The sequence below is a fragment of the Larkinella sp. genome (assembly GCF_965227735.1).
GTDB lineage: Bacteria > Bacteroidota > Bacteroidia > Cytophagales > Spirosomataceae > Larkinella.
The window spans coordinates 748,246-763,054 of record NZ_OZ245776.1 but is presented as its reverse complement, the minus strand read 5'-3'; the positions used below and the strand labels follow the sequence as shown (position 1 = coordinate 763,054).

The 14,809-nt window shown below is 46.3% G+C and carries 13 protein-coding genes; 6 read left to right on the top strand and 7 right to left on the bottom strand.

The features are described 5' to 3' along the window. Positions 1-6: 6 nt before the first annotated feature. Complete coding sequence (locus tag ACO064_RS03050; protein WP_421825943.1) at positions 7-624, bottom strand: hypothetical protein; 618 nt, start codon at positions 622-624, stop codon at positions 7-9. Positions 625-735: 111 nt separating this feature from the next. Then, positions 736-1,653, bottom strand: coding sequence for a DUF2911 domain-containing protein (locus tag ACO064_RS03045; protein WP_421825942.1), 918 nt, complete (start codon positions 1,651-1,653; stop codon positions 736-738). A 105-nt stretch (positions 1,654-1,758) separates the two neighbouring features. On the opposite strand from ACO064_RS03045, the gene ACO064_RS03040 reads away from it, so the two are divergent. The 3 genes from ACO064_RS03040 (at position 1,759) to ACO064_RS03030 (ending at position 4,092) form a co-directional block, all read left to right on the top strand. Continuing rightward, on the top strand, positions 1,759-2,268 hold the full coding sequence (locus ACO064_RS03040) for an NUDIX hydrolase (protein ID WP_421825941.1): 510 nt from the start codon (positions 1,759-1,761) through the stop codon (positions 2,266-2,268). Between the two features lie 91 nt (positions 2,269-2,359). Then, positions 2,360-2,743, top strand: a complete 384-nt coding sequence (locus tag ACO064_RS03035; protein ID WP_421825940.1) for a hypothetical protein — start codon at positions 2,360-2,362, stop codon at positions 2,741-2,743. A 146-nt stretch (positions 2,744-2,889) separates the two neighbouring features. Continuing rightward, positions 2,890-4,092 carry an NAD(P)/FAD-dependent oxidoreductase gene (locus ACO064_RS03030; RefSeq protein WP_421825939.1) on the top strand — a complete coding sequence of 401 codons (1,203 nt, stop codon included), beginning with the start codon at positions 2,890-2,892 and terminating at the stop codon, positions 4,090-4,092. Between the two features lie 14 nt (positions 4,093-4,106). Here ACO064_RS03030 and ACO064_RS03025 read toward each other — a convergent pair whose 3' ends face one another. Both ACO064_RS03025 and ACO064_RS03020 read right to left on the bottom strand, forming a co-directional pair. Then, entirely contained in the window at positions 4,107-5,729 is a 1,623-nt protein-coding gene (locus ACO064_RS03025; RefSeq protein ID WP_421825938.1) for a S8 family serine peptidase, read from the bottom strand. Positions 5,730-5,784: 55 nt separating this feature from the next. Continuing rightward, a complete protein-coding gene (locus tag ACO064_RS03020; protein ID WP_421825937.1) occupies positions 5,785-6,309 on the bottom strand; it encodes a hypothetical protein in 525 nt (174 codons plus the stop codon). A gap of 355 nt (positions 6,310-6,664) precedes the next feature. Between ACO064_RS03020 and ACO064_RS03015 the strand changes: the two genes are divergently transcribed. After that, entirely contained in the window at positions 6,665-7,735 is a 1,071-nt protein-coding gene (locus tag ACO064_RS03015) for a hypothetical protein (RefSeq protein ID WP_421825936.1), read from the top strand. 60 nt (positions 7,736-7,795) lie between these two features. Here the strand turns inward: ACO064_RS03015 and mnmA are convergent, their stop codons facing one another. After that, complete coding sequence (mnmA, locus tag ACO064_RS03010) at positions 7,796-8,977, bottom strand: tRNA 2-thiouridine(34) synthase MnmA (RefSeq protein ID WP_421825935.1); 1,182 nt, start codon at positions 8,975-8,977, stop codon at positions 7,796-7,798. 271 nt (positions 8,978-9,248) lie between these two features. Here mnmA and ACO064_RS03005 point away from each other — a divergent pair, with 271 nt between their 5' ends. Next, a complete protein-coding gene (locus tag ACO064_RS03005) occupies positions 9,249-10,433 on the top strand; it encodes a phage integrase SAM-like domain-containing protein (protein WP_421825934.1) in 1,185 nt (394 codons plus the stop codon). A 576-nt stretch (positions 10,434-11,009) separates the two neighbouring features. On the opposite strand, the gene ACO064_RS03000 is transcribed toward ACO064_RS03005, so the two are convergent. Together ACO064_RS03000 and ACO064_RS02995 are read right to left on the bottom strand one after the other, a co-directional pair. Continuing rightward, positions 11,010-12,155: a hypothetical protein gene (locus tag ACO064_RS03000; protein ID WP_421825933.1), complete on the bottom strand. Its 1,146-nt coding sequence runs from the start codon at positions 12,153-12,155 to the stop codon at positions 11,010-11,012. 145 nt (positions 12,156-12,300) lie between these two features. Further along, positions 12,301-12,711 carry a hypothetical protein gene (locus ACO064_RS02995; protein ID WP_421825932.1) on the bottom strand — a complete coding sequence of 137 codons (411 nt, stop codon included), beginning with the start codon at positions 12,709-12,711 and terminating at the stop codon, positions 12,301-12,303. A gap of 588 nt (positions 12,712-13,299) precedes the next feature. On the opposite strand from ACO064_RS02995, the gene ACO064_RS02990 reads away from it, so the two are divergent. Next, on the top strand, positions 13,300-14,805 hold the full coding sequence (locus ACO064_RS02990) for a type IV secretory system conjugative DNA transfer family protein (RefSeq protein WP_421825931.1): 1,506 nt from the start codon (positions 13,300-13,302) through the stop codon (positions 14,803-14,805). Positions 14,806-14,809: the final 4 nt, after the last annotated feature.

Here is a 14,809-nt window from a genome sequence, read left to right as displayed (position 1 = left end):
GGGGGGCTAAAGACGCTCTCGAAGGTACGCCAAGAGCATATCGAGTGTCAGTTGCATACGACCCTGTCCAACTTTTAAACTAGCGACATCGGTTTTCAATCCGGCGACATCGGTTTTTATTTCAGCCACATCAATTTTCAATCCGGCGACGTCTGTTTTCAATTCGGCGACATCAGTTTTCAATCCGGCGACATCAGTTTTCAATCCGGCGACGTCTGTTTTCAGTTCGGCGACATCGGTTTTCAACCCGGCGACGTCTGTTTTCAGTTCGGCGACATCAATTTTCAATCCGGCGACGTCTGTTTTCAGTTCGGCGACATCTGTTTTCAGTTCGGCGACGTCTGTTTTTAGAACAGCGACGTCTGTTTTTAGAACGGCGACGTCTGTTTTTAGAACGGCGACATCTGTTTTTAGAACGGCGACGTCTGTTTTTAGAACGGCGACATCTGTTTTTAGAACAGCGACATCACCTTCTATTCTATTAAGCCGGTTGTTAACCTGAGCGAATTCCTGTTTAACCGTAACGGTCAGATTGGCTAAACCCCGGGCCACACTCTCGATGGCATGTCCCTGCTCGGTGGCGAGATGTTCTAGTTGTTGAATACGGACGCGTTCAGTTGGCATGACCAAATATACTCAAAACTATTTTTTGATGTATAGTTGTATGTAAAAATAAAAAAAGCTTTCAATCCTGGTGATTGAAAGCTTTTTTTATGGGTGTTGATTGTCAAAATCTTACGCTTTTTTCTTCTTTCCTTTCAGGACTTTGGTATCCACCGGAATCAGAGCCTGGTAATCGGAAACTCCTTTTTGGATACCCTCTTTGTAGAATCTGAAAACCGGATCATTGGACGCTTCGCCTACCGTCAATGCCTTTTGAGCCAGGGGTAATGCCTCGGCTACTTTGCCCATTTTTGACAGGATTTGGGCTTTAATCCACAGGTTTGAATAAGTTTCTTTCAGCCCGATCGACTTATCGGCCCACGCCAGTGCCTGGTCCAGGTTGCGGTTTTTGGAAAGGTTCCAGTTGGCAGCCGCTTGCAAAATACCGGCATCCTCGGGTTTGTCGGCAACGGCTTTTTCAATGTTAGCCTGGGCGTTGGCCATCACATCGACTTTGAGGTTGGCGATAGCCCGGGTATCTGCCCAATAGAAGTTCAGGTTAGCGGTGCTGTCGGTCAGGTCGCTGATGTCGATGGTGAACGTTTCGCGGGGGCGGGACACTTTTTCTGCTTTTATTTGCACCCGAATGGCATCTTCTTCTTTTTTGTAACCGTTCGGAATGCCTTCTTCCGCGCTGGCGGTCGCGTTTTTATTGAAGATCAGCGTCCAGTCACTCTGGTTCGGGATCGTAAAAACGGAGTAGGTACCAGCGGGCAACTTCTGGCCCTGCACCACTACGTCCGTTGTCGTTTTAAAATTGGTAGCGCCGTTGGCACCCGTCCGCCAGAGCTGGCCAAATGGCGCCAGGGGTGTTTGCGCACCCAGGGCTGCCCGTCCTTTTAAACTGGGCCGCGAATAGGTTATCGTAAAATCTGTGGTCCCAACCGTCTGGATGACCGTTGCACCCGGACTAGCTTGCGGCAATTTAATCTGGGCAATGGCTAGCTGGGCAATAAGCGTCAGTGTGGCTAGAAAGGAAATTTTTTTCATGGTTTCAGTTAATTGTATGTCGTAGTAAAATCAGGACGAAATTGCAGTTTTTTCTCTTCATTGCCAACTCGATTCTCAAATATGCACCGTCATCCTTTATTAGCATTGTTACAGCGTCACCAGCCCTTTAATGAGGAAGAAGGCACCATGCTGGAACAAATTATTCAGTTTGTCAAGAGCCACAGCGACTGCTTCGAGCGACATCTGGCCATTGGCCATGTAACCGGTTCGGCCTGGATCGTCAGCCCCGACCGGCGGCAGGTGGTTCTGCTGCATCATGCCAAACTCGACCGCTGGTTTCAACCCGGCGGACATGCCGATGGTGATCCGGATTTACTCGGGGTGGCACTGCGGGAAGCCGAAGAGGAAACCGGTCTTCACACTATAAAAGTGGTTAGCCCGGCCATTTATGATGTCGACGTTCACACGATTCCCGCGAGCGCTTCGGAGCCTGAACACCTTCACTACGACATCCGGTTTTTGCTGGAAGCCACAACAGACCAGCCTTTCGTTCAGACAGCGGAAACGAAAGGGGGTCGATGGGTAAAAGAGGATGAAATTGATAAATTGACAACTGAAAAATCGATAATTCGGATGAATAGTAAGAAAAAATAGAATAACGAAAAATATAGTTATTGTTTGTGGTGTTATATTGGCAACGAAAACAACTTTATTGTTTTCCCGGTACAACAAAACCACAACTCCTATGAAGACGATATGGAAGACCTGTCTGGGCCTGCTGGCGATAGCTTTGGCTATACCAGCAACTTCACAGGATAACGATAAACTAAAAAAAGACCCAACTTACTCAACGGGTAATTACAAACATCCGAATAAAGCGAAAGCCGCCCGCGAGTGGGAACCCGAGTCGGGAATCTCCTTCCGGATTCGGAAACGCCAGCCGCAGAACATCGCCAGTTACCGCGAGCAGCAGCGCCGGGGCGGCATTGGAGACCCGGCCATTGCCATTCCGGCGAAACCCTCGATGGCCAACCGAAATTATAAGCAGCAGAACTTGATGGTCAGCCCACCGGCCAACAAACCGGAAGTTGCCAACCGGGCTGAAGCCGACGAAAGCGTTGGGAATTAAGATGAACCTTCCGAATCCAGGCCACCTCCGAAACGGGGTGGCTTTTTTCTTTAAACCCTAAGCCTTCTCAAGCGGTTATGCCTTAGGTCAGGAAAAATAGAGACGTTGTCTCATTTCTCTCGTCTATTCTCTCATTTCTCCCTTTTATGGACGTTCATTCTCAGGAACCTTTCTGGCTGTTGAAAAACGGCTTGTTACACACGTATCCATCTCTACGCCAACCCATTTCGTGCGATGTACTCATCGTGGGGGGCGGCATTACGGGCTCTCTTATGGCCCATTCTCTCGTTCAGGCGGGTTTCGATACAGTCGTGATCGACAAACGGGATGTGGCAACGGGCAGCACATCGGCCAGCACGGCCATGCTGCAATACGAAATCGACACGGCTTTGCACGAACTGATTCCGATGATTGGCGAGGAGGGAGCCCTCCGGGCTTACGAATCGTGTCGGGATGCAATCGGTAAAATTGACCAGTTGGTGAAAAAACTCAAAAGCCGCTCCGGGTTCAAACCGAAGAAAAGTATCTACCTCGCGGCCATCCCGGACGATGAAGAATTTCTGCGAAAAGAGTTTGAATCCCGCCGGAAACACGGTTTTAAGGTGGAGTGGCTCAACCGGGCCAGTCTGCGGAAACGGTTTGGACTGGCGGCCGTTGCGGCCATTTGTTCGTCAGACGCGGCCGAGATCGATGCCTATCACTTCGCCCATGATCTGCTGCGGGCTTCTGTCGCCAAAGGCTTGCGGGTTTTTGACCACGTTGAAATCAAGGCCACGGATTATGAGCCCAACGGCGTTCGGGTGTTGACCACCGATCTGGCATTGATCGAAACCCGGAAAGTGGTGTATTGTACCGGGTACGAAGCCCAGGAAATGTTGCCGGAAAAAGTGGTCAAATTGAAAAGTACCTTCGCTGTCGTGAGCGAACCCCTTCCTGAACTGCCCCCTGAACTGCGGTCGGTTTTGCTTTGGGACACGCAAAGTCCCTACCTCTATTTACGGACTACCGACGACAATCGGGTGTTGGTGGGCGGGGGTGACGAACCGTTCAAAAATGCGTTGCTGCGCGATAAACTGATCGACAAAAAACGCGAAATGCTAACCGAAAAAGTGCGGCAATTGTACCCGGATCTGCCGTTTATTCCGGATTTGGCGTGGGCGGGAACCTTCGGTGAAACCAAAGACGGCTTGCCCTACATTGGCGAACATCCGGCTTTTCCGCACAGTTATTTTGCACTCGGTTTTGGCGGCAACGGCATCACGTTCAGCGTAACGGCGGCTGAACTGATTCGGGATGTGTTGCAGGGCAAAAAAGCCGACGAATTGCAGTGGTACCGGTTTGGCCGTTAACCGTTCCGTGCACGTCAGTACTTCATCAATTTCACGGTTCGTTTGGTACTTTCGCTCGAAAGCGTCAGAAAATACAGGCCGGGCGATAAACTCAGCGACTGCAAGGAAAAGGTAGCCATTCGGTCGGACGAGTATTTCTGCTGCCAGACCACCTGACCCGCCGAATTGGTCACCATCGCATCGATGGTCTGGTTCAACGGAATTTCATTCCACTGCACCGTAAGCCGGTCGGCGTTGGTAAACGGGTTAGGATAAATCAGCAGGGAGTAGTCGGTGGCAGCAATGGCCGAGGCCCGTTCAAAGTTGGGAATACCGTAGCCTAATTCGCTATTGGGTTGGGCAAACTGACTGCCCGACTGGCGCAGGCAGGCAATCACCTGTTGGGCGGTCAGCCGTGGATTGGCCTGCCAGAAACCGGTTGCCAAAGCCGCAACGAGGGGGGCGGAGTAGGACGTTCCACTTCCGGTGGCTACGGTGCCACCGGGCGACCCTAAAACTGTGCCGGATCCCAGGGCGACCAAATCCGGTTTGACGCGCCCGTCGGCGGAGGGGCCAAACGAACTGAACGGTGATTTGACGCCATTCCGGTCGACGGAGCCAATGGCCAGAACCGTAGGCACATCGGCGGGAGCACCGATATAACGCCAGGTGTCATTGCCCTCGTTACCAGCCGAATTGACCACCAGCATACCGGCTTCAGCGGCCCAGCGGGCGGCCCGGCTGACCAGCGTCGTTTGTCCGTTCAAATCATTATAGGTATGACTTTGCGTCGGATCGTCGAAGGTGGTGTAGCCCAGGGAGGAGTTGATGACATCGGCCCCGGTGCTGTCGGCATACTCGGCCCCAAAGAGCCAGTTCGCTTCCTCAACCGGCGTTTCGCTGGCGGCATCCTCGGTCCGGAGCAGGAGGTAGGATGCCTGATAAGCCGGGCCTACCAACTGATTGGCCTGATACCCGGCCATGATCGATAACACATTCAGACCGTGGGAGTCATCCTCGTAAACGCTGGTTTCTTTCCGAACAAAATCGTAAGTACCAACAACGCGGTTTTGCTGGAATAAAGGGCTCAGAAACGGCACCTGGTTGGCATTGCGAAAACCGGCATCGAGAATGGCGACCATCATGCCTTCGCCGTGGTAGCCCTGCGCGTGCATTTTATCGACCCCAATCTGTATCAACTGCTCGCTCGAAATACCGTAGACGCTCGGATCGGCCTGTTCGAGTTTGTTCTTTTGGGGATTGGAAGTTAACTGGACATAGCCAACCCGGGCGTTGCCAATGGAACGGTTGCCCTCGACGCCCTGCACAAAGGCCAGCGCCCGAATCGTGGCAAGGTTCGTTTCGGTTGTTTCGACCAGCACGGCATTGGCCCAGCGCGAACTGAACCAGATTCTGGCCCCGGTTTGCTGAAGAGCGGAGACGTAAGCCGGATTGACGGGCAGATCTTTTTCCTGAACCGAAATGCCCTGTTTGCTTCGTCGCTGAATCGCTCGTTGAGAAAGGAATTGCTCCGGTCGGTTGATCGAATAGGGCGTGTTGGTTTTATCCTTCAGCAGGATCAGGTATTTGCGGGTTTGGGCCTGGGCCGACAATCCGATGGTGACCAGAATAAGCAGGAGAAGTACGGTTTTTTTCATACGTCGATTCAGTATATCATTTCCACCCGGCTTTTTTCAGGATGGATAATGTCACTTACTTTAATTCAATACGCCCCTCATACATTTTTGGTTGCGAATACAGTGGGATTCCCAGCAATTTCCACTGCAAAATCCCTGTTACCGTATACGCGTATTGCTGGCCTGTTGTTGCATGAACCGAAATAGATGTTGGTTTCCAGTCATAACCCGAGACAAAACCCGACCAGACCGAAGTAGCTTCGACAGGTACGGTTTGGTTCGACGATTTTTTAGCCCCATACAAAACCGTCAAATCAATTTCGGAAATCCAGGTTTTATCAATCGTGGCATGAGCAAATTCTAAACCACCTGGTATAATGCTGTCTCTTGGAACGTAAGTCCACTTTTTTACATCCGGATTTGTACTGAAACTATCATTTTTTTTGCCTGAATTACCAGCAAAACATATCAGCCCGAGTGTGAAAATAACGGCAGCGTACAGACCGATTCGTTCTTTTAGTAAGCGGGCGGCCTGAAAACACAAAATAATGAAATAAACACCTAATGCAATGTTCAGTAAAGTCCAAATCAGATACAGCATGGAATGGATGGACCACGGCTGGGCTATCGACCGTGTTTGGTTTGACGTACAAAGTTGCACGGTTTTTAACTTTCATCCACACCTCATTGACTTTTACTTGTATCTCCTGATTAACCAGACAGAATCCATTTTGTTGGGAAAGAATAGTCTATCAGGCAACTGTCTGATTCAGAACGGTAAACGTGTTTCTTGTATTGCAAGTCGTAAATGGTCTACGGGAAAACAGGGGAGCCGAAAACAGGAGGGAAGTTTCCGATTCAATGGCCTAACAACCGTTAAATAATCCTTTCAGAACGTATATAGGAACGGTATGCTTTCTTGCGTGTATCCTTAAAATCTAAATCCTGCTTCGCACATGAACGTATTGGCCTATGGCTTGCTGCTTATTAGCCTCTTCGGTTTCGCCGGAAAACCGGAAATTGCCCCCAAAGCGCCCTTCACGGGAGTAACCACCATCACCTGGATCGGTTTTGATAAGCAAACCAGCGCATCCCCGGTTCCCGTTGGCGTTACCAACCTCACGATGCCGTCTCTGGTTTATCCGAAGAAGGTAGAATATCAAATCCTTTTCTATCAGGAAGTTGTGCAGGTCAACCCGACATTCAAGCCCGCCAATCCGATTACCAAACCACCCACGCAGGGAAACTGGTTTGTTCGGCGGCAGGTTCTACGGGTCAAAGACGGAAAAACCGAAGTGTTGCAAACGACACACCTGCCGATCAACAAAAATTCCGCTGCCACCAGCCTGGCTGATTTGCCGATTTCGATGAATGCCACCCACCTCGAATACCGGATCGGGCGAACCGAAAAGGTGATTGGCAAGCTCAAACCCGGCGAGAAAACGCCAAAAATAAGTACGACCGAGGTGTATCCACACGATGCGGTCCGGGTAGCGATTCCTATGTCGGCGATTTTGGCAAACACTTGTGCGGTAAAATTCGAGGTCATCAGACCGATTCCATGCGAGTTTCAAACCGTCAGGTTCCAGATTCTGGGAAAAAATGGAAACGTGCTGTACGAGACCAGCGAAGTGAAAGGTGCGCCGATCAAGATTGCCGATCAGGAAGCCAAGAAAACCGTGGGACCCAATGTGGTTTTTGACGCCAGATGGATTGTCAAACGAATCCACAAACCAAATTACGCGGTTAAAAAAGGGTATCAGGTGATGTGGGGGCAGTCGGGATCGGATTTTAACGCTGAAGTCGATTCGCACCCTCCGATGGTAACGGGTCTGCAACTTGACGGAACCGTGGGCAAGGAGTTTACCATTCCGGTTGAACTCATGAGGGCATCTACAACCGGCGGTTTTGCGGGGAGCATGCGCGAGTTGTTACTGGAAAATGATGTGACGAAAACAAAGTTCCCGGTCACCACGCAGGCCCCGGCCGCGCCACGATCCGATTGTTACATTCAACTGAACTGGTGAAAACCGAAAAACCGTTCCTGATCAGGAACGGTTTTTCGGAATTATAAGACAGCGAGCGGCTTAAGCAAACAATGGGAAAGCCACCTCTGCCGTTTCCTGATTTGCGTCGGATTGGCGGAAACTTTTCATGATCCAGCCACCGCCGATTACGTCGTCGCCTTCGTAAAAAACCGCAGCCTGGCCCGGCGCAATGGCCGAAACGCCCTGCTCGAACAGCACCTTGATTTTGTCACCGTCCTGCGAAATAACCGCCGGTGTGCCGGGGTCCTTGTACCGAACTTTGGTAACGGTTTCGAGCGGTTTTTCGATCGAGGTGTATTTTTGAAGATTCAACCGGCTGACCATCATGCCGTCGCGGTACAAATCTTTATCAATTCCGAGAATGACTTCGTTGGTATCTTTCCGAATGTCGGTGACAAAAACCGGGTATCCGAAGGCAATGCCCAGCCCTTTCCGTTGGCCGATGGTATAAAACGGGTAGCCTTCGTGTTTGCCCACCACTTTGCGGGTGCCGGTCGAGGAGTCTTCGAGAATGAAATTGCCACCGGCCACTTCCTGTTCGAGTCCTGGAACGCGCCGTTTCAAAAAGCCCCGGTAATCGTTATCAGGCACAAAACAGATTTCGTAGGATTCGGACTTGGTGACGAGTTCCGTAAAACCACGTTCGGTCGCCATCGCATAAATTTCGGATTTCCGGAGGTGCCCCAACGGTAATTTGGTCCGGCTCAGGCTATCCTGCGAAACGCCCCACAGTACATACGACTGATCTTTCAGGGTGTCGATGCCGCGGGAAATGACAAACCGACCGTTGGCGGAACTGTCGTCATTGATTTGCCGGATGTTGGCATAATGGCCGGTCGCAATGGACTCACAATCAAGGCGGTCGGCCCGGCGCAGCAGCGCATCCCATTTGATGTGGGTATTGCAGAGCACACACGGATTGGGCGTGCGGCCTTCCAGGTATTCACCCGTAAAGTGGTCGATGACGGAATCGCCAAATTCGGCCCGAATGTCGAGGATGTAATGCGGAAATCCGAGGTTGACGGCGATGTTGCGGGCGTCGTTGATGGAATCGAGGCTGCAACAGCCGGTTTCTTTTTTACTGCCACCGGAAGAGGCATAATCCCATGTTTTCATGGTCATGCCGATAACTTCGTAGCCTTCTTCGTGCAGCAGAACCGCTGCCAGGGAGGAGTCGATGCCGCCACTCATGGCGACCAAAATGCGTCCGTGTTTGCTCATGACGTATCAGACAAGGTTCAAAGCCTTGCGATAACTGGTTTTATATAGTGTTGTTTGTATTGATTTATCTTAATAATCAGTGTTTTACAGAATAGATCAAACCACGAAAAATCAAGTAAAACCGCCATTTGTTGTACCTATGTTGTACCAATTTCGTATCTTTGTATTGGCTGAAACATGCACAAAGATACAGTCTAACAATTCTTTAGCGAAATCCATTCAGGAATAATCTCACAATTTCATGGCATCGTCTCTGAAAGTCGTCCTGCGAATGAAAGCAAATCAGGATGGCACCTTCCCCCTGGCTATTCGTGTCACCGTTGACCGGAAATCATCTTATATCTATTTAGGCCAAAGTTTACGAGAGTCAGATTGGGACGCACTTCAACAAAAAGTCAAAAAGTCTCATCCAAATTCCACGCGCCTGAATAACTTCATTCTTCAAAAAAGAGCCGAGGCTAACGACAAGCTATTGGATATGGCTTCCCAGCAAAAAGATGTCTCCTCAAACGTCGTTCGTAAACAGATAAAATCGAAAGCCAGCAGTTCATTTTTTTCGCAAGCTGATATTTTTATTGAAAATATGCGCAAGCAAGGGAAGTATAATCGCGTTTCAGCGGAACAGCCTTATATCAATCATTTCCGAGCTTTTTTGGATGGCAGAGATATTACATTCGCTGAGATCTCAGTGTCGCTCCTGAATAAGTTTAAAGCCTATTTGAAAGGTGTGCAGCGTATAAGTGAACGTACCGTGGCAAATCACCTCATTTTAATCAGAACTATCTTCAACCAGGCTATTGCCGATAACTTGGTTGACCAGAAATACTACCCATTTGGCAAAGGGAAAACTGGCATCAAAATTCCGGAGTCTGTTAAAATTGGCCTGAATGCTGAAGAAGTGAAATTGCTCGAAACTCTTGACCTATCGGCTTCTCCAACGTATTGGACACATGCACGTAACATATGGCTGATTTCGTTTTACCTAGCAGGAGCGAGGGTATCAGATGTATTGCGGCTAAAGCAGGCTGACTTCCAGAATGATCGACTCCATTACACAATGGGAAAGAACGCCAAAACAGGATCGCTTAAAGTATCTGAAAAGGTACTTAGTATCATTGAGCAATACCCAAAGGGCGGCAAACATGATTTGGTATTTCCGGACTTACAGGAACTGGATGATTTTGACAATCGATTTGAAGTACAGCGCAAGATTTCATTTGCCGTAAAACGACTCGACCGGAATTTGCAGGAGATTGCAAGATTTGCAGGTATCAATAAAAAGCTGACGATGCATATCGCCCGGCATACTTTTGGGAACCTTTCCGGCGACAAAATTCCTATTCAACTTTTACAAAAACTATATCGCCATACGTCTATTACGACGACGATTGGTTATCAAGGGCATTTCATTCACAAAGACGCTGATGATGCACTTGATGTAGTTCTTGGAAACTAATAGCCTTACTTGTACAGCAAAGGCTGAAAATCCTTGTATCGGCGGTTCGATTCCGTCCATCACCACCTCCAAATCAGGCAGTTACGACAAAATGTTGTAGCTGCCTTTTTCTTTTGGTACAACATAGGTACAACATTTTTTTGTACAATGGATGTCAGATCATTTTGCTCTAATACTCTTATCTTAATGTCCCACAAGTATACTATCTCTTCTAACAGTTTTGCAAGCATACTAATTAAGAAATTATCAAGTATCATTGTCAATGAATTTTTGCCAGCAATTACATGGCCCTATCATCCCAATCTCTCAGTTCTTCAATTTGAATATAGATAAATGGTGTGTAAGACTGGACTGTTGCTAAACAGTTAATGTAAAATTTTCACCAAGTTTCATAAAATGACCAAGTACGAAATAACCTGCATTGTGTTTTTTGCAATGCTTATGTGCGACTGTTCCTCAAAAAGCATAACGGCAATAAATTATCTATTGTCATGCGTAGCTGTGTATAGATGATGGGATTTTTGTATCTTACCCTCTAGGTAATGCAAGAAGTTGTTTACTGACAATGTCTTTATTTTATCTTCTATTGAACTTAAGCCATTCGCCTAAAATATCAGTGTTAGGTATTTCAAAAGATGGGATGCGCCTATGACTCAAACTCTCATCATGCAAAAACTGAAGAATATGTTTGCTTATTCCATTAATATCTTCCTTGTATTCATGTTCCCCTGGTTTTAATTTAGGTATGTAGTAGATGGCTGGCTCAAGCTTTTCTCCATTTTTTACTCTTTCCAAAATCATATTCCCGCTAACAATTTCCCCAGATCGATTATCGTTTAGATATTGCCCAAAAAGAAGGGACCCTGTGGTCACCTGAAGCATTACATCTAAATGCCGGGATTTTGCCACGTTGACAGTTTGGCAATCAATTACAACAACTGACTCTCGTGACTCATAAAAGTTTGTTTTTCCCAAATAATCATCGTAAGGCTGATATCCTAAATTTGAAATTTTCACAGAAAAATCTTCACCAGGCTCCCCTGTAAATTCAATTAATAACTTCATGAGCTTCCAATTATCATTTGTCGGATCATTAAGGTTTGGGTATCTGTTGAATGAATGAAAATAAAACCAAAAAGGTGACGACATAAGAATACTCGAATGCTGACTAGAAATATAGTTTATTTTTATTGCTTTGTCTTCTTGAATTAAATTCGTTTCTGCTTGTGCAATATTACTGCTTGCATTTTCAATTGTCTGGAATAAATTGTTTGATCTTTCTTTCAAGTATATCTTATTTTTTAATTCATTAGTATATTGGATATAAGTCTGTATTTGTTCATCAATCTCATTTTCAATCAGTTTCGCATATTTTTTCTGAAATGCTTCGTATAGAATGGGAAGCTCTACTCTTATTTGTGGAATTGTGGTAATTTCTGGCAAATTCAATTCGTCAAAACCTATATATCTCAGAGCAAAGTAAAATGGCTCATCTTCAATTTTTGCCTTAATTACTTTTTCTAGATTTATACTGACTTGCAGTCGATAAAAGTAATCATGATTAGGTGGATTTCTATTATTGAAAACTTCAGTTTTTAACACCTCTTTATCTTTAGGCCACAAATTTCGTTTTCTATTGCCTTCTTCACGGTGATATTTTAAAGTAAATGCCTTGGCAAAGACTTTGTAGAATACTTGATACTCTGCAGCAGAAATTTCCATTCTTTTTAGAGAAGATGAATCATACAGTATAAAATTACATCTACACTGTATATACTGCAAATATAACAGTATAATTATACATATAATGCATATAATTATTTTTATAAAGTTATGTCGATCAATGGTTTTTTTAGCGCTACCTTCGTCAAGGCGTTATACCATTTGGCTTTGGAGGTTCTTCAATAACCTTATTTAAATAACTGATGAGTTTTTCCTTGTCCTTGATTAAATCAATAGCAGGAAGCATACTGCGACGCAGTGTAGAGTTTTGCCTATTAGCATCCTTTTCAGGATTGAAATCTGTCCAGATTACAGGACCTAATTCATGCAAGAAGTCAGATAAAGCGTCAATATAACCTTTAACTCTATCCACATTATGATCAGATATATACCGATCTATATTTCTAGAATTTAGCGGTTCTTGGCGTGTACTAACCAGTTTACCATTTTCATTAAAGTCATTAAATGTAGGCATAATATCCCCCTGTCTGTTACCTAATACATAATAATAGACTGGTTTATTGTCAAGTAAAATTTTTGAAGTATATAAAATCAAAAGTTAATTAAACAGCTTAAATCTTAAATATTATGATGGTTCAAATTGAGACGATTTACGGAAAAGTATGGGGTTTTGTTATTGAATGGGGAGAGGATAGGAGTGGTCCTTTTCTGGTATCAACCCACTTAGGGATTTTTCAGCGTAATCCAGAAGGATTTTACTTTTCCATTTAAGAAAATGGGTCGGCCTGCAAGTCATAACCCAATTGATATTCTCATTAACCACGTCAATGAGATAGGTCACGTCAGACACCGGTAAGATTCTGGCTTCACCCTCTAACCTCAAGCTACATGAGAGAGATCAGAGATAATGCAGGAAATATCCAAACTGTTGCCAAAGTAGAATACAGTAATGGCTCTCCTGTATCCGTGGTCGCTTCCAACGGACGTACCTACGTTCCCGTTAACGGCCAGACCTATTGGGCCCCCGTTTAACGTTTGCGCTTCCGGCTTACAGAAATGATCACCCTGTTAGTCCCGGCTATGTTCTGCCGGTTATTTCAGCGAGCAGGTGGATTGATCACCTACCTGCACCTGAAACATTATCATTATTCAGTTAGAATTTCACTTCATTCATATAAATATTATGAATTCATTTGATCTTGATCAGCCCTTGATTGAGCTGAACGCCAATTCAGGCAATGGCAAATTTACGTGGAGAATGGCCGTAGAGGGCTGCATGCTATTCGGCGGAACTGGATCGGGGAAATCCAGCGGACCAGGCCGTTTTTTGGCTTTAAAGTATTTGGCAGCCCAATGGGGTGGGCTGGTATTAACCGTAAAACCGGATGAAAAGGAAACATGGCAATCCTACTGTAAAATGACAGGTCGTGAGAAAGATCTGATCATTCTAGAGCCTGGCGGTAAAGAGAGCTTCAATTTTCTGGAATATTTGTCAACGGTATCATCTGATGCCCGGTCCGTTACAGAGAATATCGTAGATGTCTTCTCTACGGTCATAAATGCCGGAGCCTTACAGGAGGGTGGCTCAAACACAGATCCATTTTGGCAAAATGCGCTCGAGATGCTGATTTTCAATGTCATTGATCTCAGCAAATTGGCCTATGGCAAGGTGTCAATCCCTTTGATGTATGACATTGTACAAGCGATACCCAAAGGAAACGTACACCCTCAACCTGAGGGAAGTGAGCTTAAAGCTTTTCAGAAGGCTTTTGAAGCTGCTCGCACCAATGTAACAGCAAAAATTGAAACATGGGTTGAGTCTTGGACGCTGGAACAACAAAGCCGATTAAAAGATGAGGCTCTATTCGAAGCAGAGTTGTTACAGACTGTGCCCGATGCCAGATTGCTTAAAATGCTCGATAGCTTCTTCTTCGATACGTTTATACCTTTAAGTGACAAGACGAGAGGTATAATAGATTTCTCGTTCTCTGGCTTGCTTTTTCGGCTTCTCCGTGAACCTATCTATTCACTCTTTTGCAAGCATCCCCCCACATTCACTCCAGAAGATAGCTTGCGCGGAAAAATCATTCTCCTTAATCTTCCAGCGAAGATCTTCCACAGGGTTGGAATTGACGTGCAAATCCTTTTTAAGTTCCTGTGGCAAAAAGCCATGGAAGCCCGGAACGTGAGGGAAAATGGGAAGCCGGTCTTCATTTTTGTGGATGAAGCACACTTGATGATTCACCCTACTGACCAGGAGGTCCAAACCACAGCACGCAGTAGTCGAATAGCCACGGTGTACATCACTCAAAACATATCAAATCTTTTTGCTGCTATGGGAGGGCCAAAAAGTGAATCCCGTGTCAAATCATTTTTGGGCACATTAGCATCAAAATGGTTCATGGCAAATTCCGACCAGGACACTAATAAATATGCTTCGGAATTGATTGGCGAAGCATATTTCGAAGATCGATCTGAAAGTACTACAGTGTCTGCTAATATTAGCCAAACCAGTGGTCGTTCGCTTAAACTGCAACGTATCGTTCGTCCGGAACAATTTCAGAGCCTACGTACGGGCGGACCTGAAAACGACCTTCGGGTAGAAGCTTATCTTCATCGCCAAGGAGGTTGGCTCATCTATGGAAAGAACCATATTAAGATGGCTTTTAATCAGGATTATCAACCTTAATCAA